This is a genomic window from Actinosynnema sp. CA-299493 (genome assembly GCF_050946825.1).
Lineage (GTDB): Bacteria > Actinomycetota > Actinomycetes > Mycobacteriales > Pseudonocardiaceae > Actinosynnema.
In genome coordinates this window covers 8,031,870-8,054,626 of record NZ_CP191993.1, presented here as the reverse complement: position 1 = coordinate 8,054,626, position 22,757 = coordinate 8,031,870, and the positions used below count along the sequence as shown (strand labels likewise).

22 protein-coding genes and 2 tRNA genes are annotated in these 22,757 nt (G+C 71.8%); 16 read left to right on the top strand and 8 right to left on the bottom strand.

The window, feature by feature from the left end; genetic code table 11:
* Positions 1–202: 202 nt before the first annotated feature.
* The 4 genes from ACQPYE_RS34330 (at position 203) to cimA (ending at position 4,722) form a co-directional block, all read left to right on the top strand.
* Positions 203–1,210, top strand: coding sequence for a FecCD family ABC transporter permease (locus ACQPYE_RS34330; protein ID WP_498723042.1), 1,008 nt, complete (start codon positions 203–205; stop codon positions 1,208–1,210).
* Positions 1,210–1,947: a heme ABC transporter ATP-binding protein gene (locus tag ACQPYE_RS34325; RefSeq protein WP_498717246.1), complete on the top strand. Its 738-nt coding sequence runs from the start codon at positions 1,210–1,212 to the stop codon at positions 1,945–1,947. The genes ACQPYE_RS34330 and ACQPYE_RS34325 overlap by 1 nt, the downstream gene beginning before the upstream one ends.
* Before the next feature lie 13 nt (positions 1,948–1,960).
* A complete protein-coding gene (locus ACQPYE_RS34320; RefSeq protein ID WP_498717245.1) occupies positions 1,961–2,938 on the top strand; it encodes an ABC transporter substrate-binding protein in 978 nt (325 codons plus the stop codon).
* 188 nt (positions 2,939–3,126) lie between these two features.
* Positions 3,127–4,722 (top strand): citramalate synthase, encoded by a 1,596-nt coding sequence (cimA, locus tag ACQPYE_RS34315; protein WP_498717244.1) that lies wholly within the window; start codon positions 3,127–3,129, stop codon positions 4,720–4,722.
* On the opposite strand, the gene ACQPYE_RS34310 is transcribed toward cimA, so the two are convergent.
* Entirely contained in the window at positions 4,703–5,332 is a 630-nt protein-coding gene (locus ACQPYE_RS34310; protein WP_498717243.1) for a S1 family peptidase, read from the bottom strand. The genes cimA and ACQPYE_RS34310 overlap by 20 nt on opposite strands.
* A gap of 57 nt (positions 5,333–5,389) precedes the next feature.
* Between ACQPYE_RS34310 and ACQPYE_RS34305 the strand changes: the two genes are divergently transcribed.
* Positions 5,390–6,160: a fumarylacetoacetate hydrolase family protein gene (locus ACQPYE_RS34305; RefSeq protein WP_498717242.1), complete on the top strand. Its 771-nt coding sequence runs from the start codon at positions 5,390–5,392 to the stop codon at positions 6,158–6,160.
* Between the two features lie 4 nt (positions 6,161–6,164).
* Here the strand turns inward: ACQPYE_RS34305 and ACQPYE_RS34300 are convergent, their stop codons facing one another.
* Positions 6,165–7,412, bottom strand: coding sequence for an FAD-dependent oxidoreductase (locus tag ACQPYE_RS34300; protein ID WP_498717241.1), 1,248 nt, complete (start codon positions 7,410–7,412; stop codon positions 6,165–6,167).
* 90 nt (positions 7,413–7,502) lie between these two features.
* On the opposite strand from ACQPYE_RS34300, the gene gltX reads away from it, so the two are divergent.
* From gltX to ACQPYE_RS34280, 4 genes are all read left to right on the top strand, one after another.
* Positions 7,503–8,993 (top strand): glutamate--tRNA ligase, encoded by a 1,491-nt coding sequence (gene gltX / locus ACQPYE_RS34295; protein WP_498717240.1) that lies wholly within the window; start codon positions 7,503–7,505, stop codon positions 8,991–8,993.
* Positions 8,994–9,097: 104 nt separating this feature from the next.
* Positions 9,098–9,835, top strand: a complete 738-nt coding sequence (locus ACQPYE_RS34290; protein WP_498717239.1) for an HAD family hydrolase — start codon at positions 9,098–9,100, stop codon at positions 9,833–9,835.
* 101 nt (positions 9,836–9,936) lie between these two features.
* A tRNA-Gln gene (locus tag ACQPYE_RS34285) sits at positions 9,937–10,008 on the top strand.
* Between the two features lie 87 nt (positions 10,009–10,095).
* A tRNA-Glu gene (locus ACQPYE_RS34280) sits at positions 10,096–10,168 on the top strand.
* Between the two features lie 200 nt (positions 10,169–10,368).
* Here ACQPYE_RS34280 and ACQPYE_RS34275 read toward each other — a convergent pair.
* The gene (locus ACQPYE_RS34275) at positions 10,369–11,070 is read right to left on the bottom strand and encodes an IclR family transcriptional regulator (protein ID WP_498717238.1); all 702 of its coding nucleotides are present in this window, start codon (positions 11,068–11,070) and stop codon (positions 10,369–10,371) included.
* A 71-nt stretch (positions 11,071–11,141) separates the two neighbouring features.
* Between ACQPYE_RS34275 and leuC the strand changes: the two genes are divergently transcribed.
* From leuC to ACQPYE_RS34260, 3 genes are all read left to right on the top strand, one after another.
* Positions 11,142–12,545, top strand: coding sequence for a 3-isopropylmalate dehydratase large subunit (leuC, locus tag ACQPYE_RS34270; RefSeq protein WP_498717237.1), 1,404 nt, complete (start codon positions 11,142–11,144; stop codon positions 12,543–12,545).
* A gap of 15 nt (positions 12,546–12,560) precedes the next feature.
* On the top strand, positions 12,561–13,163 hold the full coding sequence (leuD, locus tag ACQPYE_RS34265) for a 3-isopropylmalate dehydratase small subunit (protein ID WP_498717236.1): 603 nt from the start codon (positions 12,561–12,563) through the stop codon (positions 13,161–13,163).
* A gap of 212 nt (positions 13,164–13,375) precedes the next feature.
* Complete coding sequence (locus ACQPYE_RS34260) at positions 13,376–14,098, top strand: HU family DNA-binding protein (RefSeq protein WP_498717235.1); 723 nt, start codon at positions 13,376–13,378, stop codon at positions 14,096–14,098.
* Between the two features lie 235 nt (positions 14,099–14,333).
* Here ACQPYE_RS34260 and ACQPYE_RS34255 read toward each other — a convergent pair whose 3' ends face one another.
* The 4 genes from ACQPYE_RS34255 to cofC form a co-directional block, all read right to left on the bottom strand.
* Positions 14,334–15,245, bottom strand: a complete 912-nt coding sequence (locus ACQPYE_RS34255; protein WP_498723041.1) for an NUDIX hydrolase — start codon at positions 15,243–15,245, stop codon at positions 14,334–14,336.
* A gap of 7 nt (positions 15,246–15,252) precedes the next feature.
* The gene (locus tag ACQPYE_RS34250; RefSeq protein ID WP_498717234.1) at positions 15,253–17,547 is read right to left on the bottom strand and encodes an RNA degradosome polyphosphate kinase; all 2,295 of its coding nucleotides are present in this window, start codon (positions 17,545–17,547) and stop codon (positions 15,253–15,255) included.
* A gap of 59 nt (positions 17,548–17,606) precedes the next feature.
* Positions 17,607–17,819, bottom strand: a complete 213-nt coding sequence (locus tag ACQPYE_RS34245) for a hypothetical protein (protein WP_498717233.1) — start codon at positions 17,817–17,819, stop codon at positions 17,607–17,609.
* Positions 17,820–17,923: 104 nt separating this feature from the next.
* Positions 17,924–18,532, bottom strand: a complete 609-nt coding sequence (gene cofC, locus ACQPYE_RS34240; protein WP_498717232.1) for a 2-phospho-L-lactate guanylyltransferase — start codon at positions 18,530–18,532, stop codon at positions 17,924–17,926.
* A 108-nt stretch (positions 18,533–18,640) separates the two neighbouring features.
* On the opposite strand from cofC, the gene ACQPYE_RS34235 reads away from it, so the two are divergent.
* From ACQPYE_RS34235 to ACQPYE_RS34220, 4 genes are all read left to right on the top strand, one after another.
* Positions 18,641–19,342 (top strand): lysophospholipid acyltransferase family protein, encoded by a 702-nt coding sequence (locus ACQPYE_RS34235; protein ID WP_498717231.1) that lies wholly within the window; start codon positions 18,641–18,643, stop codon positions 19,340–19,342.
* Between the two features lies 1 nt (position 19,343).
* Positions 19,344–20,348, top strand: a complete 1,005-nt coding sequence (locus ACQPYE_RS34230; RefSeq protein WP_498717230.1) for an NAD(P)H-dependent glycerol-3-phosphate dehydrogenase — start codon at positions 19,344–19,346, stop codon at positions 20,346–20,348.
* Positions 20,345–21,403, top strand: a complete 1,059-nt coding sequence (locus tag ACQPYE_RS34225) for a cystathionine gamma-lyase (RefSeq protein WP_498717229.1) — start codon at positions 20,345–20,347, stop codon at positions 21,401–21,403. The genes ACQPYE_RS34230 and ACQPYE_RS34225 overlap by 4 nt, the downstream gene beginning before the upstream one ends.
* Positions 21,404–21,603: 200 nt before the next feature.
* The gene (locus ACQPYE_RS34220) at positions 21,604–22,071 is read left to right on the top strand and encodes a cysteine dioxygenase (protein ID WP_498717228.1); all 468 of its coding nucleotides are present in this window, start codon (positions 21,604–21,606) and stop codon (positions 22,069–22,071) included.
* Here the strand turns inward: ACQPYE_RS34220 and ACQPYE_RS34215 are convergent.
* Positions 22,055–22,732, bottom strand: coding sequence for a pyridoxamine 5'-phosphate oxidase family protein (locus ACQPYE_RS34215; RefSeq protein WP_498717227.1), 678 nt, complete (start codon positions 22,730–22,732; stop codon positions 22,055–22,057). The two genes, ACQPYE_RS34220 and ACQPYE_RS34215, sit on opposite strands and share 17 nt — an antisense overlap.
* Between the last annotated feature and the right edge of the window lie 25 nt (positions 22,733–22,757).

The window sequence follows — 22,757 nt, the reverse complement described above, 5'->3', positions numbered from 1 at the left end:
CCACCTGTCCGAAAGGCGACCGGTGACCTCCACCAGCAACCGCGGCCCGACCGACCGCACCCCACCGCCGCCGCGCACCCCACCGCCGCCGCGCACCCCACCGCCGCCGCGCACCCCACCGCCGCCGCGCACCCCACCGCCGCCGCGCACCTCACCCCCGACGCGCACCCCGTCGACGCCGCGCCGCCCGCCCACCACCGGCCTGTGCCTCGTCCTCACGGCCGTCCTCGCCGCCTCGGTCGTCGCCGGCGTCGCGCTCGGGCCGGTGAGCGTCCCGTTCGGCGACGTCCTCCGCTACCTCGCCGCCGCCCTCACCGGCGGCACGATCGACGCCGCCGAAGCCGGTCCCTACCGGATCGTGTGGGACATCCGGCTGCCCCGCGTCCTGCTCGCCGCCGTCGTCGGCGCGGGCCTGTCCGTGGTCGGCGTCGCCATCCAGGCCATGGTCCGCAACGCCCTGGCCGACCCGTACGTGCTGGGCATCTCCTCCGGCGCGAGCGTCGGCGCCACCGCCGTCGTGACCACGGGCCTGTTCGCCTCGCTCGGCGTCTACGCCCTGTCCACGGCCGCGTTCCTCGCCGCGCTCGCCGCGATGGCCCTGGTCTACGTGGTCGCGGGCCGCGACCTCGCCCCGCTGCGCCTGGTGCTCACCGGCACCGCCCTGGCCTACGGCTTCTCCGCCGTCGCCATGCTGCTGGTCTTCCAGTCGCCACGCGGTGAGGCCGCGCGCGCCGCGATGTTCTGGCTGCTCGGGAGCCTCGGCGGCGTCACGTGGGGCTCGCTGCCCGTCGCCGCCGCGGTCGTGCTGGCCGGCGTCGCCTACCTCCGGACCCGCGCCAAGCACCTCAACGCCCTCTCCATGGGCGACGAGACCGCCACCACCCTCGGCATCGACGTCCTCCGCACCCGCAAGGCGCTGTTCGGCGTCACGGCCGCGATGACCGGCGTGCTGGTCGCGGTCAGCGGCGCGGTCGGGTTCGTCGGCCTCATGCTCCCGCACCTGGTGCGCCTCACGGTCGGCGCGGACCACCGCAAGGTGCTCGCCGTCGCACCGCTGGCGGGCGCGTGCTTCCTCATCTGGGTGGACGTCGCCGCACGCCTGCTCGCCGCACCCGAGGAACTGCCGCTCGGCGTCATCACGGCCGCGCTGGGCGTGCCGTGCTTCATCCTGCTGATGCGCCGCCGCGGCTACGTGTTCGGCGGTCGCTGATGGACGTCCGGCTGGAAGACCTCACCGTCACCGACATCCTCCACGGCGTCGACCTGCACGCCGGGGAGCACGAGGTGCACGGCGTCATCGGGCCCAACGGCAGCGGCAAGTCCACCACGCTGCGCTGCGTGTACCGGGCGCTCGCGCCGTCCGGGGGAGTGGTCCGCCTCGGCGGCCGGGACATCGCCGCGATGAAGGTCCGCGACACCGCCGGGCACCTCGCCGCGCTCACCCAGGACAGCCACGTCGAGTTCGACTTCACCGTCACCGAGGTCGTCGCGATGGGACGCCTCCCGCACCGCACGACCCCGGAGCGCGACGACGAGGTCGTCGCCGGCGCACTGTCCCGAGTGGACGCCTCGCACCTCGCCCACCGCGGTTTCCTCAGCCTGTCCGGCGGCGAGCGCCAGCGCGTCCTCATCGCCCGCGCCCTGGCCCAGGAGCCGGAGGTGCTGGTCCTGGACGAACCCACCAACCACCTCGACATCAACCACCAGCTCGCGGTCCTCTCGCTGGTCCGGAGCCTGGACGTGACCGTCCTCGCGGTCCTGCACGACCTCAACCTCGCCGCCGCCTACTGCGACCGACTGCACGTGCTCGACCACGGCCGGGTGGTGCGCAGCGGCACACCGGACGAAGTGCTCACCCCCGAAGTGCTGCGCGAGGTCTTCCACGTCCGCGCGCACGTCGTCCGCCACCCCACCAGCGGCGTGCCACAGCTGCTGTTCGAGCACTAGGGAGCCTGCCGAAGTGAAGAAGTTCGTCGCCCTCGCCCTCGTCGTCACGACGGGCTGCGGCGCGCAGATCGCACCGACCGCCGCCACCGGCACGGTCACCGTCACCAACTGCGGGCAGGAGGTCGCGTACGCGAAACCCTCCCGGGTGGTCACCAACGACACCGGCATCGCCGAACTCATGTTCGCGCTCGGCCTCGGCGACCGGATGGCCGGTTACGTCATCGGCGGCGGCCAGGCGCGCGACGTCGCCTCCTCACCGTGGCGAGCGGACTTCGACCGCGTGCCGAACCTCGGCGAGCAGATCACCAAGGAAATCGTCCAGGGCGCGAAGGCGGACTTCGTCTTCGCGGGCTGGAACTACGGCTTCTCCGAGGCGACCGGTGTCACCCCGGACGCCCTGGCCGACCTCGGCATCGCCACCTACCAGCTCACCGAGGCGTGCCGCAACGGCGTCGGCAAGCAGCGCGGCATCATGCCGCCTCTGGACGCCCTGTACACCGACCTGCGCAACCTGGGCCGGGTCTTCGGGGTGGAGGAGAAGGCCGAGGGCCTCATCGCGGGCTACCGCAAGCAGGTGCAGGACGCGGAGGAGCTGGTCGGGCAGCACCGGCCGAAGGTGTTCCTCTACGACAGCGGCCTCGACCAGCCGTTCACCTCGGGCCGCAACGCCGCGCCGCACGACATCATCGGCAAGGCGGGCGGCGACAACATCTTCGGCGACCTCGACGACAGCTGGACCACGGTCGGCTGGGAGGCCGTCGTCGACCGCGCGCCGGACGTCGTGCTGATCAACGACTACGCCGACGGGGAAGCGACCACACCGGACGAGAAGCGGGCGTTCCTGGAGTCCTACCCGCCGCTCGCCGACGTGCCCGCGGTCAAGAACGGGCGCTTCTTCGTGCTGCCGTACGCGGCACTGGTGGAGAGCCCGCGCAACCCCGCCGCGATCGAGGCGTTCGCCAGGTTCCTGGCCGCTAGCTACCACCCATGATGTGGGACAACCCGTCCGTGGCTTGGTATCCGCGGACGGGTTGTGGCACCATCGGCGACGTGGCTCTCCACACCGCGACCATTATTTCCCAGCGCGTCGGGTAGTGCTCCCTCGAAGCACCCGACGCGCCGACCTCTCGCATCCTGCGGGGGGTCTTTTTGTTTCTCCAGACCCCCAGGAGCCCTCTCGTGACCCCCCTCGGCGATTCATTCCACGTCTTCGACACGACCTTGAGGGACGGTGCCCAGCGCGAGGGCATCTCCTACTCGGTCAACGACAAGCTGGCCGTCGCCCGCCTGCTCGACTCGCTCGGCGTCGGCTTCATCGAGGGTGGCTGGCCGGGTGCCATGCCGAAGGACACGGAGTTCTTCGCCAGGGCGGCGGCGGGGGAGCTCACGCTCAAGCACGCGCAGCTCGTCGCGTTCGGCTCGACCCGCAAGGCCGGCGTCAAGGTCGAGGAGGACGCCCAGGTCAGGGCTCTGCTGGAGGCGCGGACGCCGGTCGTGACGCTGGTCGCCAAGTCCGACCGCAGGCACATCGAGAAGGCCCTGCGCACCGACGTGGCGGAGAACTGCGCGATGGTCCGCGACACCGTCGCCTTCCTGGTGAACGAGGGCCGCCGGGTCTTCCTCGACGCCGAGCACTTCTTCGACGGCTTCGCCCACGACCCCGACACCTCGCTGCGCGTGCTGGAGTCCGCGGTGGAGGGTGGCGCGGACGTCGTCGTGCTGTGCGACACCAACGGCGGCCAACTGCCCCTGGGCCTGGCCGAGACCGTCGCCGACGTGGTCGCCCGCACGGGCTTCCGGGTCGGCATCCACTGCCAGGACGACACGTCCTGCGCGGTGGCCAACACCATTGCCGCGGTGCAGGCGGGGGCGACCCACGTCCAGTGCACCGCCAACGGCTACGGCGAGCGGGCGGGCAACGCGGACCTGTTCGCCGTCGTCGGGAACCTCGTGACCAAGCTGGGCCTTCAGGTGCTACCGCACGAGTCGCTGGCCGAGCTCACCCGGGTCTCCCACGCGTTGGCCGAGATCGCGAACATCGCGCCCGACACCCACCAGGCCTACGTCGGGTCGTCGGCCTTCGCCCACAAGGCGGGGCTGCACGCGAGCGCGATCAAGGTGGACCCGGAGCTGTACAACCACATCGATCCGGACACCGTCGGCAACGACATGCGGGTGCTGGTCACCGAGATGGCGGGTCGGGCCAGTCTCGAGCTCAAGGGACGTGAGCTCGGGATCGACCTGACCCGCCGGCCCGACGCGCTCACCAACGTGGTGCGCAAGGTCAAGGAGCTGGAGGCGGGCGGCTGGTCGTTCGAGGCCGCCGACGCCTCCCTGGAGCTGCTCCTCAAGGCGGAGATGTCCGACCTCGAGACGCCGCCGTTCGCGCTGGAGTCGTACCGCGTCGTGCTCGACCACCACCAGGACGGCTCGATCGTGTCCGAGGCCACGGTCAAGGTGCACGTGGCGGGCGAGCGCGTCATCGCCACCGCCGAGGGCAACGGCCCGGTGCACGCGCTGGACGCCGCGCTGCGCAAGGCGCTCCTGCCCCACCTGTCGTGGTTGGACGCGGTGGAGCTGAACGACTACAAGGTGCGCATCCTCACCGATCAGCACGGCACCGACGCCGTCACCCGCGTCCTCGTGGAGTCCACCGACGGCGAGCGCGAGTGGACCACCGTGGGCGTGCACGGCAACATCGTCGAGGCCAGTTGGCTCGCCTTGTGCGACGCGCTCGTGCACAAGGCGCTGCGGGTCAGCCCGTCACCAGCGTGAACCCGTTCTCGGCCAGGATCCGGTTGAGCGGGTAGAAGAAGGACGAGCCGCCGACCGAGCAGTTGCCGCTGCCGCCGAGCGAGTGGCCCTGGGCCTGCGAGCCGGTGAAGACCGGGGCCCACTGGTCGCCGGGCTCGGTGCACACCGTCGTCCTGGTCAGCCCGTAGACGACCCCTTCCGGGTAGTTGACCGTGACGTTCCTGGCCTGCACGGCGCCGCACCGCAACCCGGTGGTGCGGCCCGCCGCGCACACCTGGCCGCCGACGGGCGTCTCCGCCGAACCGGTGATGGCGCCGGACCGACCGGCGATGGTGGGCCGCTGGACCCAGGCGGCGGTGTTGGTGATCCGGACGATCGCGTAGGCCGGCCGGACCGCGACGATCGGACCGACGTCCACCGCGCCGGGGCCCCGGACGACGGCGCCGACCACCCCGCAGGACGGTGACACGATCAAGTGGCCGCGGACGTTGAAGCCGTTGGCGCAGCGCGCGCCGTTCCCCGTGGAGAGGGCGGTGCCGGCCTCCAGCGGGGTCGGCAGCGCGGCGGTGGCCGCCGTGGCGGGCGTGGCCACGGCGGCGAGCAGGGCGAGTACGAGCAGCAGGGTTCGCATCCCTCCGACGCTAGGCACGCGCGGTGGGGTTTCCAGCCGCCGGTTAGGGTGATCTCCGTGCGCATTGCCCGTATCGCCCAACCCGACGGCCTCGCCTTCGCCGCGATCGAAGGCGACGGCGACGACCTCACCGCGGTCGAGATCGCCGACGACCCCTTCGCCAACCCGACGTTCACCGGTCGCCGCTGGCCGCTGGCCGACGTGCGGCTGCTGGCGCCGTTCCTGCCGCCCAAGATCGTGGCCATCGGCCGCAACTACGCCGAGCACGCCGCCGAGCTGGGCAACGAGGTGCCCGACAACCCGCTGATGTTCCTCAAGCCCAACACCGCCGTGATCGGGCCGAACGCGGACATCAAGCTGCCCGCGGTGTCCGAGCGGGTCGACTTCGAGGGTGAGCTGGCCGTGGTCGTCGGCGTCGGCGGCCGGGACATCCCCGCCTCGCGCGCCCGCCAGTCGATCCTCGGCTACACGATCGCCAACGACGTCACCGCGCGCGACCTGCAGAAGGCCGACGGCCAGTGGACGCGGGCCAAGGGCTTCGACACGTTCTGCCCGCTGGGGCCGTGGGTGGAGACCGAGTTCGACGCGTCCGACGTGGCCATCCGCACCGAGGTGGACGGCGTGGTCAAGCAGGACTCGCGCACCTCGCTGCTGCTGCACGACATCCCCGAGCTGATCGAGTACATCTCCTCGGTGATGACCCTGCGACCGCTGGACGTGATCCTCACCGGCACCCCCGCCGGCGTCGGCCCGCTGACCGCCGGGCAGACCGTCTCGGTGACCGTCGAGGGCCTCGGCACGCTGACGAACACCGTCACCAACCGCTGAGGCGTCAGCTCCGCTCGATGCGCTCGGGCGCGCGCCGCGCGAACTCCGGCGCGTGCTCGGGCCTCAGCCCGATCGCCACCAGGTAGGCGGGCACGACCTGGAGCCGCGGGAACCGCTGCATCAGCCGGATCGGCCGCGGCACCCGGCCCTCGGCCGCGCTCGACGTGCCCGCCAGCGTCGGCTTGAGGAACGAGTCCTGGATCCGCCGCTGGATCGCCTGCGTCACCGCGGTGGGCAGCCACCGCCTGCGCCGCACCTTGGCCAGCACCTTCTCGTCCAGCTCGCCCCGGCGCAGCGGCGCGGCCACGAGGGTCGCGGCGGCCACCGCGTCCTGCACGGCCAGGTTGATGCCGACACCGCCGATGGGCGACATGGCGTGCGCCGCGTCACCGATGCACAGCACGCCGTCGGCGTGCCAGCGGCGCAACCGGTCGAGCTTCACGTCGAGCAGCTTCACGTCGTCCAGCGACTCCAGGGTCTCCAGCCGCTCCTCCAGCCACGGCACGAGCGCCACCATCCGCCGCCGGAACGCGGCCACCCCCTCCGACCGCAGCACCTCGTCGGTGCCCTTGCGGATCAGGTACGCGCACTGGAAGTAGTCGCCCCGGTTGATCAGGACCAGCCCGTCGCTCCGGCCGAACCTGCCGGTGGCGCCGCTCAGCTCGCCCTCCTCGCGCGGCAGCCGGAACCACCACACGTCCATCGGGACGCCGAACGACCGCACCGGCAGCCGGAGCTGCTCGCGCACCAGCGAACCGCGGCCGTCGGCCGCGATGACCAGGTCCGCGGCCAGCTCGCCGGTCCCGCCCGACGCCGTGCGGTAGCGCACGCCCGTCACCTTGCCGCCCTCCCTGAGGAGGCCGGTGAACTCGGTGCTCATCCGCAGGTCGAACGACGGCTCGCGCCTGCCCGCGTCGGCCAGCAGGTCGAGGAAGTCCCACTGCGGCACGAACGCGATGTGCTTGTGCGCCCCGGGCAGCCTCCGCAGGTCGGCCATCGTCTGCGGGCCCGCGTCCAGCAGCACCTGCATCCGGTCCACGAGCTGGTGCGGCACCGCCGCGAACGACGGCCCCAGGCCCAGCTCGTCCAGCAGCGTCAACGTCGACGCGTGCACCGTGTCGCCGCGGAAGTCGCGCAGGAAGTCGCCGTGCTTCTCCAGCACCGTCACCCCGACACCGGCCCTGGCCAGCAACAACCCGGCCACCATGCCCGCCGGGCCACCCCCGACGACCACGACCCCAGTCCTCTCCACGAGCCACCCCCCTTGTTTTCAACACCGGTTGAATAACTTCAGGATGCTCCTGCGCGCCGCCCCGGTCAAGCCCGATACTCTGATCGGGTCATGAGCGCATCAGCAGCATCTCCAGAGGTCCGCGTCCGCTTCTCCCCGTCGCCGACCGGCACGCCCCACGTGGGGCTCATCCGCACCGCCCTGTTCAACTGGGCGTACGCCCGCCACACCGGCGGCACCGTGGTGTTCCGGATCGAGGACACCGACGCGGCCCGCGACTCCGAGGAGTCGTACCTCTCGCTGCTGGAAGCCATGCGCTGGCTGGGCCTGGACTGGGACGAGGGCCCCGAGATCGGCGGCCCGCACGCGCCGTACCGGCAGAGCCTGCGCCGCGACCTCTACGCCGACATCGCCAAGCGCCTGTTCGAGGCGGGCGAGCTGTACGAGTCGTTCTCCACGGCCGAGGAGATCGAGGCCCGCCGCAAGGCCGCGGGCCAGGACCCGAAGCTGGGCTACGACGGCCACGACCGCGGCCTGACCGAGGAGCAGCGGGCCGCGTTCCGCGCCGAGGGCCGGGAGCCGGTGCTGCGCCTGAAGATGCCCGACGAGGACATCACGTGGGTCGACCTCGTGCGCGGCGAGATCACGTTCAAGGCGGGCAACACGCCCGACCCGGTGCTGGTGCGCGCCAACGGCGACCCGCTGTACCCGTTCGTGAACCCGGTCGACGACGCCCTGATGGGCATCACGCACGTGCTGCGCGGCGAGGACCTGCTCCCGTCGACCCCGCGCCAGATCGCGCTGTACCAGGCGTTGACCCGGATCGGCGTGACCACGTTCACGCCGGAGTTCGGCCACCTGCCGTACGTGATGGGCGAGGGCAACAAGAAGCTGTCCAAGCGCGACCCGCAGTCGAACCTGTTCCTCTACCGCGACCGCGGGTTCCTGCCCGAGGGCCTGCTGAACTACCTGGCGCTGCTCGGCTGGTCCATCGCCGAGGACCGCGACATCTTCACCGTGGCCGAGCTGGTCGAGGCGTTCGAGCTGGACAAGGTGAGCGCCAACCCGGCCCGCTTCGACCTGAAGAAGGCCGAGGCGATCAACGCCACGCACCTGCGCGCGCTGCCGGTGGAGGACTTCATCAGCCGCGTGCTGCCCCACTTGGTCAAGGACGGCGTGCTGCCCGCCGAGCCGACGCCGGAGCAGGTCGCCCTGCTGTCGGGCGTCGCGCCGCTCGTGCAGGAGCGGCTCGTGGTGCTGTCCGAAGCGTCCGGGATGGTCCGGTTCCTGTTCGTCGCGGAGGAGGACTTCGCGCCCGAGGAGGACTCCGCCGCCAAGGCGCTCGGCCCGGACGCCCGGCCCGTGCTCGAAGCGGCCATCGCCGCCCTGGAGCCGCTTCCGGAGTGGACGGCCGCCGCCGTCGAGGAGGCGCTGAAGGTGTCGCTTGTGGACGGATTGGGCCTCAAGCCGCGCAAGGCGTACGCCCCGGTGCGGGTCGGTGTGACGGGCCGTACCGTCTCGCCACCACTCTACGAATCCATGGAACTACTGGGTCAGAGTCGCTCGATCGGGCGATTGCGCCGCGCGCTCGGGGCAATCTGACTGGTTCGTTCGGTCGGTTCAGGGGTGCTTGACCGTGCAAGAACCCCTAGATATCACCTCTCTGGTCGAGTCGGACGAGGGGTGACCGCACCTAGCCTCACGGGGTGACAACCGCAGCCCCGACTTCCACCCCTCGGAGAACCGGCGAGATCCGGGCGGTGTGCCTCGACGTCGACGACACCCTCGTCGACTACAGCACCTCGTCCCGGGCCGCCCTGGCCGCGATGGTCGGCAACGCCGACGCCTGGCCGCTGTGGCAGCGCATCACGGACGAGCACTGCGAACGCCTCCTCGCCGGCGAGCTCGAGTACGAGACGATGCGCAACATCCGCACCCGTGCCTTCTTCGCGGCCCTCGGCGAGGAGTTGGACCAGGAGGAGGCGACCCGCCGGGAACTGCGCCGGCAGGAAGTCCTCGCGTCCGGCTGGCGGTTGTTCCCGGACGTCGTGCCCTGCCTCGAGTGGTTGCGGGCCACCGGTCTGCCCATGGCGGCCGTGAGCAACGCCTCAGGGCGCCACCAACGGGTGAAAATCGCCTCGCTGGGGCTCGCGCAGTACTTCGACACGGTCCTCATCGCCGGCGAGGTCGGGGCGGCCAAACCGGACCGGGTGATCTTCGACACCGCGTGCGCGGACCTCGGGGTGAACCTCGGTGACACGGTGCACATCGGCGACCGCCTGCACGCCGACGCGATCGGCGCGCGCGACGCGGGCATGAGGGGTGTGTGGCTGAACCGCCAGGGTCCGCGCGAAGGCGCGCTGCCCGCCGGCATCGCCGCCATCAGCAGCCTCGCTGAGCTGCCGGAACTGCTGGTCTGCGAGCTCTCCGCCGCCTCGGCGTGACCCCGATTTCCGTTCCGCCGGGTACGTGGTCTAGTATTCCTCCCGGCGGAACGGAGAGGCCCCCTGAGCAAGACCGACGGGGAGTCGAACCGGGAAACCAATGGGGTATGGTGTAATTGGCAGCACGACTGATTCTGGTTCAGTTAGTCTAGGTTCGAGTCCTGGTACCCCAGCTGCGAAGTGCGAAACCAAGTGTGGTAAGCTACTCGCAACGCAGGACAGCAAGACAAGATCTGCTCAAGTGAATATTGAAAGTTCCTGGCCCCGTCGTCTAGCGGCCTAGGACGCCGCCCTCTCAAGGCGGTAGCGTGGGTTCGAATCCCATCGGGGCTACAGATCAGGAAGATCCCTGTTTCGCTGACGCGAAACAGGGATCTTTCGCATTTACACCGGGGGTCCACCCCCGGGCCCCGGGCAGGAGGGCTTCGCCCCCTGCACCCCCGGGTGACTTGGTGACGTGGGAGATGGCAGCGCCCCCGCCGGGTTTGGTGCGGCGAGGGCGCTGTCCAGTGCTGTTGGGGCGGATTAGTGGGTCAGAGGCGGCTTTGGAGGGCTTCGGCGGCGGCTAGAAGGTCGGCGGCCCAGCGGGCGCCCGGACGGCGGCCCATGCGGTCGATGGGGCCCGAAACGGAGACCGCGGCGACGACCGTGCCCGTGCTGTCCCGGACCGGCGCGGAAACGCTCGCCACGCCCGGTTCGCGTTCCGCCACGGATTGCGCCCAGCCGCGCCGGCGGACTTCCAACAATGTGCGCTCGCCGTAAACGGCGTCGGCGAGAACGGAGCGTTGGGTTCCGGGATCGGACCACGCCGCCAATACCTTCGCGCCGGAACCCGCGGTCATCGGCAATCGCGAGCCGATCGGCACGGTGTCGCGCAAACCACTCGGTGGTTCCGCGGAGGACACGCAGATCCGCTGCATCCCGTCACGCCGGTACAACTGGACGCTCTCGCCCGTGATGTCGCGCAACCTCGGCAGCACCGAGGACGCCGCGTCGAGCAACGGGTCGGTGGCACCGCCCGCCAACTCCGCCAGTGCCGCGCCCGGGCGCCAGCGGCCGTCGGAACCCCGTCGCAGCAACCGGTGCACCTCGAGCCCGACCGCCAACCTGTGCGCGGTAGCCCTCGGCAAGCCCGTCCGGTTGCACAACTCGGCGAGCCCACACGGATCCTTCGCGACGGCGTTCAAGACGGCCACTGCCTTGTCGAGCACGCCGATCCCGCTATGCTGTCCCACAAGCCGATACTAACTTCCCACTGTCTGGGAAGTCCAGATCTATCGACTGTCCAGATCTTGGGAGAGTTGCGATGAGCCGCACGCTCGCGGAGAAGGTGTGGGAAGCACACGTCGTGCGCCACGGCAGTGGCGCGGAGCCGGACCTGCTCTACATCGACCTCCACCTGCTGCATGAAGTGACCAGCCCGCAGGCGTTCGACGGCCTGCGACTGGCGGGGCGAGGGCTCCGCCGACCGGACCTCACGATCGCCACCGAGGACCACAACGTCCCGACGATCGACATCGAGCTCCCCATCGCCGACCCGGTCTCGCGCACGCAGGTCGAGACGCTGCGCAAGAACTGCGCGGAGTTCGGCGTGCGGCTGCACCCGATGGGCGACGCCGAGCAGGGCATCGTGCACGTCGTCGGCCCGCAGCTGGGCCTGACCCAGCCCGGCATGACGGTCGTCTGCGGTGACAGCCACACGTCGACGCACGGCGCGTTCGGCGCGTTGGCGTTCGGCATCGGGACGTCCGAGGTGGAGCACGTGATGGCCACCCAGACGTTGCCGCTGCGGCCGTTCAAGACCATGTCCATCACGGTGGACGGCGAGCTGCGGCCCGGCGTCACGGCGAAGGACGTCATCCTCGCGGTGATCGCGAAGATCGGCACCGGCGGCGGTCAGGGCTACGTCCTGGAGTACCGGGGCAGCGCGATCGAGGCGCTGTCCATGGAAGCGCGCATGACCGTGTGCAACATGTCGATCGAGGCGGGCGCCCGCGCGGGCATGATCGCGCCGGACCAGACCACGTTCGACTACGTCCAGGGCCGTCCGCACGCGCCGACCGGCGCGGACTGGGACGCGGCCGTGGAGTACTGGAAGACCCTGCGCACCGACGACGACGCCGAGTTCGACGCCGAGGTCCGCCTCGACGCCGACGAGCTGACGCCGTTCGTCACCTGGGGCACCAACCCGGGCCAGGGCCTGCCGCTGAGCGCGTCGGTGCCGGACCCCGAGGCCATCGTCGACGAGAACGAGCGCGTGGCCGCGGAGAAGGCGCTGACCTACATGGGGCTGGAGCCGGGCACCCCGCTGCGCGACATCCACGTCGACACGGTGTTCCTCGGCTCGTGCACGAACGGCCGCATCGAGGACCTGCGCGCGGCGGCGGACGTCCTGCGCGGCCACAAGGTCGCCGACGGCGTCCGGATGCTCGTCGTCCCCGGGTCCATGCGGGTGCGCGCGCAGGCCGAGACCGAAGGACTGCACGAAGTGTTCTTGGCGGCGGGGGCCGAGTGGCGGCAGGCCGGCTGCTCGATGTGCCTGGGCATGAACCCGGACCAGCTCAAGCCGGGCGAGCGCAGCGCGTCGACCTCCAACCGCAACTTCGAGGGCAGGCAGGGCAAGGGTGGTCGCACCCACCTGGTCTCGCCACTCGTGGCCGCCGCCACCGCCGTGCGCGGCACGCTGTCGTCGCCCGCCGACCTGGTCTGAGGGAGTTCTAGGAACATGGATGCGTTCACCAGGCACACCGGGGTCGGCGTTCCGCTGCGCAGGTCCAACGTGGACACCGACCAGATCATCCCGGCCGTCTACCTCAAGCGCGTGACCCGCACGGGCTTCGAGGACGGCCTGTTCGCCGCCTGGCGCGGCGACGAGCAGTTCGTGCTCAACCAGGAAGCTTTCCGGGCGGGCAGCGTGCTCGTCGCCGGGCCCGATTTCGGCACCGGGTCGTCCCGCGAGCACGCCGTGTGGGCGCTCATGGATTACGGCTTCCGGGTGGTCATCTCGTCCCGGTTCGCCGACATCTTCCGGGGCAACGCGGGCAAGCAGGGTCTCGTGGCGGCCCAGTGCGAGCAGTCGGATGTCGAATTGCTGTGGAAGCTGCTCGAGAACGAGCCGGGCGTCGAGGTGACCGTCGACCTCACCCTGAACACGGTTGTGGCGAAGGACTTCACCGCGCCCTTCACCGTCGACGAGTACACCCGCTGGCGGCTGCTGGAGGGATTGGACGACATCGCCCTGACCCTTCGGCACGCCGACGACATCACGGAGTTCGAGCAGCGCAGGCAGGGTTGGTTGCCGACTACCGATCCGCTGCCCGCGGGGTGACCGGCGAAGGGGTCGCATTCCCTCCGATCAGCGGGAATCCGGCCCCTTCGATCCCTCCGCGGGCCGCCGGGGTGTCCCTCGACAGGTCGTAATTGCCCACGCCACAACAACAAATCTGGCGTGGCGATTGGTATTTCCTTGCATGTGGGCTTACCGTGGGCATTCAGTCGGCCCGACTACTAGGGCCGTGAGCGTCCTGGGAGGGACTGACGGTGAACAAGGCCCAGCTCATCGAGGCGCTCGCCGAGCGCCTCGGCGACAAGAAGAACGCCGCTGCCGCTGTCGACGGCATCGTCGACGTCATCGTCCGCAGCGTCCACAAGGGCGAGAAGGTCAACATCACCGGGTTCGGTGTCTTCGAGAAGCGCGCCCGTGCGGCACGCACCGCTCGCAACCCGCGCACCGGTGAGACCGTGAAGGTCAAGAAGACCAACGTGCCCGCGTTCCGCGCGGGTTCGACGTTCAAGGACGTCATCAGCGGCACGAAGAAGCTGCCGCGCGTCACGGCCGCCAAGCCCGCCGCCGCCACCGGTGCGGCGGCCAAGCCGGCCGCCGCGACGAAGGCGCCGGCGACCCGCAGCACCACCGCTCGTACCACCACTGCGCGCGCGACGCGCAGCACCGGTACGGCCACGCGTGCTGCTGCGGCAGCCACCAAGGCGCCGGCGACCCGCCGGACCGCCGCGGCTGCGAAGCCCGCCGCCACCGCCACCAAGGCCGCGCCTGCCAAGAGCACCGCGACCAAGGCCACCGCCGCGAAGGCGACGACGGCGGCGGCGACGACGGCGAAGGCGACCACGGCGAAGGCGACCACGGCCAAGCCCGCGGCGGCGAAGAAGGCCACCACGGCGAAGGCTCCGGCGGCGAAGGCCACCACGGCCGCAGCCGCGAAGCCGGCGGCCGCGGCGAAGAAGGCCCCGGCCAAGAAGAAGTGAAGTCGGGCCGGGTGATCACCGGCCAGGCACGCAACACACGCTCAGGGCCCGGTGCGGACGCGCACCGGGCCCTGAGCGCGTCCTGCGTTCGGAAGACCTGGTTTGAATGCTCGGAACGTGCCGGGTGCCCGGCACGCGCGAACGAATTGCCGACCGCCGGTGAACCCGCGGTGCCCGAACGGGCTCCCGGCGTGACCCGACCGGACTAGTGACCCGACCGGACCAGCGGGCCGGGTCAGGCGGTCGGGGTGGGCAGCGCGGTGGGGAAGTAGTGCGCCGAGACGAGCCGCGGCCAGGACGTGTGCGAGTCCGAAGTGGACCAGCCCGGCTCCGGCCGCCGGAACGCCAGCAGCCACGCGCTGCCCTTCTTGCACGGCGTGCCGTCCAACGACAGACCGCCCAGGTCGGCGAGGGTGGAGACGATGTCCGGGATCACCCCGCCCTGGCTGCACACGACCGCCGTCCCGGCGCCGTCGGCGATCTCCAGCAGCCGCACCAACCCGGCCTCGCGGTCCGGCCAGAACCCCTCCTCGGACAACCTCGGCTCCAGCAGCACGCCGATGCCCAAGTCCTCCGCCACCCCCTGGACGGTCTCCACGCACCGCACCCGGGGCGCGGCGTGCACCCGCACGGGCCCCCACAACGGCAGCATCGACCGCAACCCGCCCGCCTGCCGCCACCCCGCCGAGCTCAACGGCCGCAGGTCGTCGTCACCGGGCCAGTTGTCCCGCTTGCCCGCCTTCGCGTGCCGCACCAGCAGCACCGTCGCCAGGTCGGGGGGCTCCGCCGCGAACGCCGCCAGCACCGAGCGGTCCGTGTCCGCCGTCACCAGCGAAGCCGCCTCGGCCAACGGCACCCACCGCAGCTCGTCCACCTCGTCGTTCGGCGTGAACGCACCCGACGTGACCTGCGCGCCGAAGTAGTCCACGACCTTCGGCTTGCCGAAAGCCCGGTACGACACCTGGCGCAGGTGCCGCCCCAGCACGGCGTGGAACCCGGTCTCCTCCAGCACCTCCCGCACCGCCGCCGCCGGCACGGTCTCACCGGGGTCCAGCTTGCCCTTGGGCAAGGACCAGTCGTCGTAGCGCGGCCGGTGCACGACCGCCACGGAACCCTCGCGCCACAGCACGGCGCCCGCTGCCCGGATCACCGTCTCACCCGATCGCGCGGTGGGTGCGCAACATCTCGGTCTGGTGGTCGCGCACCCTGGTGCCGTCCGCGGGCGACGCCTCCCACTCGCCGTCCGGTTGCAGCACCCAGCACCGCGTGGTCGGCTCCAACGCCGAGTCCATCATCGCGTCGAGCTGCGCGGTGAGCTTCGGGTCGGTCACCCGCAGCTGCACCTCCACCCGCCGGTCCAGGTTGCGGTGCATCATGTCGGCGCTGCCGATCCAGTGCTCGGCCGAGCCGACGAAGTGGAACACCCGCGAGTGCTCCAGGAACCGGCCGAGGACGGATCGGACGTGGATGTTCTCCGACAGCCCCTTGATGCCCGGCTTCAACGCGCACACGCCGCGCACCACCACGTCCACCCGCACGCCCGCCTGCGACGCCCGGTACAGCGAGTCGATGACCTGCTCGTCCACCAGCGAGTTCACCTTGATCCGCACACCGGCGGGCGCACCGGCCCGCGCGTGCTCGACCTCGCGCTCGATGCGCTCCACGATGCCACGCCGCACGCCGTAGGGCGCGACGAGCAGGCTGCGGTAGTGGTCCTGCCGGGCGTACCCGGTGAGCACGTTGAACAGGTCGGTGAGGTCCGCGCCGATGGTCGGCTCGGCGGTCAGGATGCCGATGTCCTCGTACAGCCGGGCCGTCTTCGGGTTGTAGTTGCCGGTGCCGATGTGGCAGTACCGCTGGATCCGCGAGCCCTCCTGCCGCACCACCAGCGAGGTCTTGCAGTGCGTCTTGAGCCCCATCAGGCCGTAGACGACGTGCACGCCCGCCTTCTCCAGCGCGCGCGCCCACTTGATGTTCGCCTGCTCGTCGAACCGCGCCTTGATCTCCACCAGCGCCACGACCTGCTTGCCCGCCTCGGCCGCGTCGATCAGCGCGTCGACGATCGGGGAGTCGCCGGACGTGCGGTACAGCGTCTGCTTGATGGCCAGCACGCGCGGGTCGGCCGCCGCCTGCTCGATGAACCGCTGGACGGACGTGGAGAACGAGTCGTACGGGTGGTGCACCAGCACGTCGCCCTCGCGGAGGGTGGCGAAGATGCTCTTGGGCGTCTCGCGCTCGCCGAACGCCGAGTGCGTCGCGGGCACGAACGGCGCGTCCTTGAGCTGCTTGCGGTCCACGCTGTAGAGCTGCCACAGGCACGACAGGTCCAGCAGGCCGGGCACCTGGACGACGTCGTGCGGGTCGACCTCCATCTCCCGCAGCAGCCGCTCCAGCATGTTGTCCGTCATGTCGTCGGCGACCTCCAGCCGCACCGGCGGCCCGAACCGGCGACGCGCCAGCTCCCGCTCCAGCGCCTGGAGCAGGTCCTCGTCCTGGTCCTCCTCGACCTCCAGGTCGGCGTTGCGGGTGACCCGGAACGCGTGGCACTCGATGACCTGCATGCCCGCGAACAGCTCGCCCATGTGCGCCGTGATCAGCTCCTCCAACGGCAGGAACGTCGCCGTCGGGCTGGTCCGGTCGCTCTCCACGCGCACCAGGCGCGGCACGTTGTCCGGCACCTTGATGCGGGCGAACCGCTCCGCGCCGCCCTCCGGGTCGCGCACGGTCACGGCGAGGTTCAGCGACAGGCCGGAGATGTAGGGGAACGGGTGCGCGGCGTCCACGGCCAGCGGTGTGAGCACCGGGAACACCTGGTCGGTGAAGTAGTTGGACAGCCGCAGCTGCTCGAAGTCGCTGAGCTGCGCCCAGTTGACGATGCTGATGGCGTGCTTCTCCAGCTCCGGCTGGATGTGGTCGAGGAACGCCCTGGCGTGCTGCTCGACCAGTCCTTGGGCGCGCTTGGACATGTTCGCCAGCTGCTCGCGCGGGGTGAGCCCGTCCGCGCTGCGCACCGAGAGGCCCGTCTCGTCGCGGCGCTTCAGGCCCGCGACCCGGACCATGTAGAACTCGTCCAGGTTCGAGGCGAAGATGGCCAGGAACTTCGCCCGCTCCAGCAACGGCTGGGAGGCGTCCTCGGCCAGCGCGAGCACCCTGGCGTTGAAGTCCAACCAGGACAGCTCCCGGTTGAAGTACCGGTCGTCGGGCAGGTCGGCCTGGGCCTCGGTGGCGGTGACGGCGGGCGGTGAGCTCGGGAACGACCGGGACGCGCCGTCGGTCGGTTGCGGCGCCGCCGTGGCCGCCGCCGTGCCCGCACGCGTGCCGGCGCCGCCGCGGCGGGTGGCCGGGCGCGGCCGGCGAGGGGTGCTCGCGGCGGGCGTGGTCCGCGGCGTTCTCGTCCGTCGCCTGGGCGCGGGCTGGTCGGGAGTGTTTTCCGTGCTCACGACAAGCATTGTCCCTCAACAAGGGCGGCTGCGCGCTGAGCGGAGCCGACGAGGAAGTGAACTCCGCGTCACACCGGGCGGAGCACGCCGCGCACGTCACCAGCGGCATCCCGCACGAGGGTGACCCGCTGGCCGGGGCGCAGCGAGCGCCAACCGCCTTCGGCGACGGCTTCGGCCGACACGTCGACCAGCACGCCGTCGTCGCGCAGCACGGTGGCCGAGCCGTCGGGGTGGTGGGAGCTCACCGTCGCCTGCTCGCGCTTGGCCGGGTGGTCGGTCACGGGGCAAAGCTAGCCCAAGGAGTCCCGGCCGCACGGGCGGACGGGGTGGTCCCGTCGCGTTGCGGATCCGGGGTTTCGCGGCATCCCGATGCGGGAACGGGGTCTCAGCCGCCCACGGGCGTGATGGCGGCGGCGGTGCGCGGGCCCAGCCCCAGGTCCGCGGCGAGGCGCAAGTCCTCGGCGGTGTCGACGTCGTGGCGCAGTGACGGCCACGGGCCCGGCAGGGGCGTGGCGCCCGAGGCCGAGTGGGCGGCGGCGGAACCGGGGCCGAAGGCGGGCGCGAGGTCGCCGCCGGGGGACGAGAGGAGGAGCGTCGTCCCGGTGCCCTGGCGGTCCGGGCAGAACGCGCGACCGCGGGCGGCGGCCAGGGCGGCGGCGAGGTCCGCGGTCCGGAGGGCCGGCAGGTCGGCCTGGAGGGCGCCGACCACCGAGGCGGGGTCGCGGGACCGCAGGACGTCGAAGCCGTGGCGCAGGGATTCGTTCAGGCCTTCCGGACCGGGGATCGACTCGACGCCGAGCGCCAGCAACTCCGCGATGACCGAGGGGTCCGACGTGACGGCCACCACACGGCGGACGGCCGGCAGCGCCGCGGAGATGGTGTCCAGCGCGAACGCCAGGGCCAGCGCCGGGCGGTCGAGCCGGGTGCCGACCAGCCGGGTCTTGGCCCGTTCCAGGGTCTTGACCGGTACCACCAGGTCGACGTCGGCTCCCACCCCGCCATACTCCCGGATGCCGGCTGGACCTGGCCAGGGGCTCGGGCCTGATTGTCGCCCCCGACGACGTGGGGAAGACTCCAGGTCCACGACGAAGAGGGAGTGCACGTGGCCAAGGAGAAGGGCGGCTTCTGGGTCAGGCTCGCCGCAGTGGTCTTCTACCCCGCCACCGCGTTGATGGCGCGGCGGCGCGACGAGGGCGCGGAGAGGGTGCCCAGGACGGGCGGGGCGCTCATCGTGATGAACCACGTGTCGCACCTGGACCCCGTCTACGACGCCGTCTTCACGCACCGGCAAGGACGCGTGCCGCACTTCCTCGCGAAGCACAGCCTGTGGAACGTCCCGTTCGTCGGCACGGTGGTCAAGGGCGCCCGGCAGATCCCGGTGTACCGGGGCTCGGCCGACGCGCGGCAGAGCCTGCGCGCCGCCCACGAGGCCCTGGAGCAGGGGCTCGTCGTGATCATCTACCCGGAGGGCACGATCACGCGCGACCCGGACGGCTGGCCGATGGACTCGCGCACCGGGGTGGCGCGCCTCGCGCTGGAGCACGACGTGCCGGTGCTGCCCGCGGCGCGGTGGGGCACGCGTGAGGTCTACGACCACTACCGGAAGAAGTTCCGGCCGTTCCCGCGCAAGACCGTGGTGACGAAGGTGGGCCCGCCGGTCGACCTCGACGCGTACCGGAGCAGGCCGCGGGACCTGGCGTTGCTGCGCGAGGTGACCGACGTGCTGATGAACGACGTGAAGGGCCTGCTCGCGGACATCCGCCAGGAGCAGGCGCCCGACGGCTTCTACACCAAGAAGGCCTGACGTGGACCGGGTCGCGGTGCTGGGCGCCGGGTCGTGGGGCACCGCCTTCGCGAAGGTGCTCGCGGACTCCGGCACGGACGTGGTGCTGTGGGCGCGGCGCGCCGACGTGGCCGACGCCATCACGGCGGGGCGGGTCAACGACGACTACCTGCCGGGTGTGGCGCTGCCACCGAACCTGACCGCCACGTCGGACGCGAGAAGGGCGTTGGCCGGCGCGCGGGCCGTGGTGCTGGCGGTGCCGAGCCAGACCTTGCGGGAGAACCTGGGCGGCTGGCGGCCGTGGCTGCCGGCGGGCGCGACGCTGGTCAGCCTGGCCAAGGGGGTCGAGCTGGGCACGCTGAAGCGGATGAGCGAGGTGGTCCGCGAGGTCGCCGGCGTGCCGGAGGACCAGGTCGCGGTGGTGTCGGGACCCAACCTGGCCAAGGAGATCGCGGACGAGCAGCCGACCGCGACGGTCATCGCGTGCACGGACCACGACCGCGCGGTGGAGTTGCAGCACGCGTGCTCGAACTCCTACTTCCGGCCGTACACGAACGTCGACGTGGTGGGCTGCGAGCTCGGCGGCGCGTGCAAGAACGTGATCGCGCTGGCGTGCGGCATGGCGGCCGGGATGGGGTTCGGGGACAACACGATGGCCTCGATCATCACCCGGGGCCTCGCCGAGACGGCCCGGTTGGGCGCGGCGCTCGGCGCGGACCCGTTGACGTTCGCCGGGTTGGCCGGTCTGGGCGACCTGGTGGCCACGTGCGCCTCACCGCTGTCGCGCAACCGGTCGTTCGGCGAACGGCTGGGGCTCGGCGACTCGCTCGCGCAGGCGCAGGAGGCCGCGCACGGGCAGGTCGCCGAGGGCGTGAAGTCGTGCTCGTCGATCCGCGAGCTGGCCGCGCGGGTCGGCGTGGACATGCCGATCACGGACGGCGTGCACCAGGTGTGCCACGAAGGGTTGGACCCGCGCGTGCTGACGACGGCGCTGCTCGGGCGCGAGCGGAAGGCGGAACGGCAATGACCTGGGGCGACGGCACGCGCGTCGTGCACTCGACGCCGGCGGTGCGGGGCGAGCCGTTCCTGGCCGGTCCCGTGTTCGCGTCCGCCTACCACCTGGGCGGCGCCGACACCTACGGGCGGGCGCACAACCCGACCTGGCGGGCGTTGGAGGTGGCGCTGGGCGAGCTGGACGGCGGCACGACGGTGCTGTTCCCGTCCGGGATGGCGGCGATCTCGACGTTCCTGCGGGTCGTGCTCGCGCCCGGTGACGTGGTGGTGCTGCCGAGCGACGGCTACTACCTGACGCGCACGTTGGTCGCCGGGATGCCGGTGCGGGTGGTGGAGGCGCCGACGGCCGGGCCGTACCCGTCGTTCGAGGGCGTGCGGCTGGTGCTGCTGGAGTCGCCGTCGAACCCCGGGCTGGACGTGTGCGACATCGACGCGCTGGTGCGGGCCGCGCACGCGGCGGGCGCGCTGGTGGCGGTGGACAACACGACCGCGACGCCGTTGGGGCAGCAGCCGCTGCTGCTGGGCGCGGACGCGGTGGTGAGCAGCGACACGAAGGCCGTCGCAGGGCACAGCGACGTGCTGCTGGGTCACGTGTCGACGGCGGACCCGGACCTGGCGGAACGGGTGCGCGCGGCGCGGACGACCGGCGGCGCGATCCCCGGACCGTTCGAGGCGTGGCTGGCGCACCGGGGACTCGGCACGCTCGACCTGCGGCTGGGCAGGCAGGCGGAGAACGCGGCGGCGCTGTACGAGGCGCTGGAGGACCACCCGGCGGTCAGCGGGCTGCGCTGGCCGGGCGCGCCAGGGGACCCGGCGCACGAGGTGGCGTCGCGGCAGATGCGGCGGTTCGGCGGGGTGCTGACGTTCGTGCTGGCGGACGAGGGCGCGGTGGCGTCCTTCCTCGACCGGTCGCGGCTGGTGTTCGCGAGCACGAGCTTCGGCGGCCTGCACACGAGCCTGGACCGGCGGGCGCAGTGGGGCGACCCGGTGCCCGAGGGCCTGGTGCGGCTGTCCGCCGGCTGCGAGGACACCGCCGACCTCGTCGAGGACGTGCTCCGCTCACTCTGACGGGTCCATTTCGTGGGACGTGGTTGCGTGGTGGCAGGTCGGCTGCCACCCTCGTCACCATGTCTTCTCGCGCCATGACCGACGGGCGGGGTCACATCGACCTCCACCTGGTCGCCAGCGCGCTCTGTCCTTCCCGGTGATCGTCTCGCGTCCCGCGAGCCCGTGAGGCTCGCCACATCACCGAGCACCGAGAAGGAACCATGTTCGCCGTTCCGGAGAACACCATCGCCCTGCCCCAGTCGCACGCCGCGCTGCACCCCGTGCGGATCGCGCTCGACACGGCGGCACGGCGTGAGCGCTGGGCCCACCTGCTCCGCTACGACCCCGAGACCCGCTTCGCCGCGCTGGTCGACCGCACCGACGAGCAGGAGGTGTGGCTGATGAGCTGGTTGCCCGGCCAACGCGCCGACCTGCACGACCACGGCGTCACCAGTGGCGCGTTCACCGTGGTCAGCGGCTCGCTGACGGAGGTCGTCACGCCGGGCCCGACCCAGGTGCTGCACCACCTGGTGGCGGGCCAGTCGCGGGTGTTCGGGCCCGGGTACGCGCACCAGGTGCGCAACGACGGAGCCGACCCCGCCGTCACGATCCACGTGTTCCGCGACGGCGGGCGCACCATCCGGCCGGTCCGGTTCGACCCGCTCCCCGGGGCTACCGCGGCGCGCTGACGTGCGGCGGGACCTGCCGCCGCGCGGTGACGTGCGGCGGGACGTCCCAGTTGCCGACCAGCGCCGGGTCCGGTTCGGGCTCGCCCCACGCGGTGCGCAGCGGCAGCACGCCCGCCCACCTCGCGTTGGCCTCGACGTCCTCGGGCTCGTCGCCGGGCGGGCCGCTGCGGATCTTCACCGACGCCTCGGTCAGGTCGAGCGACAGCACGGCGGTCGCGGCCAGTTCCTTCGGCGTCGGCGGCCGGGCGTAGTCCCACGAGCCGGGCGCGATGTGCTCGGTGAGCACGCGCAGGGCGTGCACCTTGGTGTCCGGGTCGGTGACGGGGACGGCGGTGCCGTGCACGACGGCGGCGCGGTAGTTCATCGAGTGGTCGAACGCCGAGCGGGCGTAGACGACGCCGTCCAGGATCGTGACGGCGACGCACACGGGCACGCCGGTCCCGGCCTCGCGGAGGCTGCGCGCGCCGGTCGAGCCGTGCAGGTAGAGCGTGTCGCCGTCGCGGCCGTAGCCGGTGGGGAGCACGAGCGGCGCGTCGTCCACGACGACGGCCAGGTGGCAGACGAGGGCGGCGTCGAGGACCGCGTGCAGCGCCTCGCGTTCGGTGACGGCGCGGTTGCGCCCGCGCTTGATGGTGCTGCGATCCGTCGGTGACAACGTCATGGGAGGAGCTTGTCCGGTAAAGTGG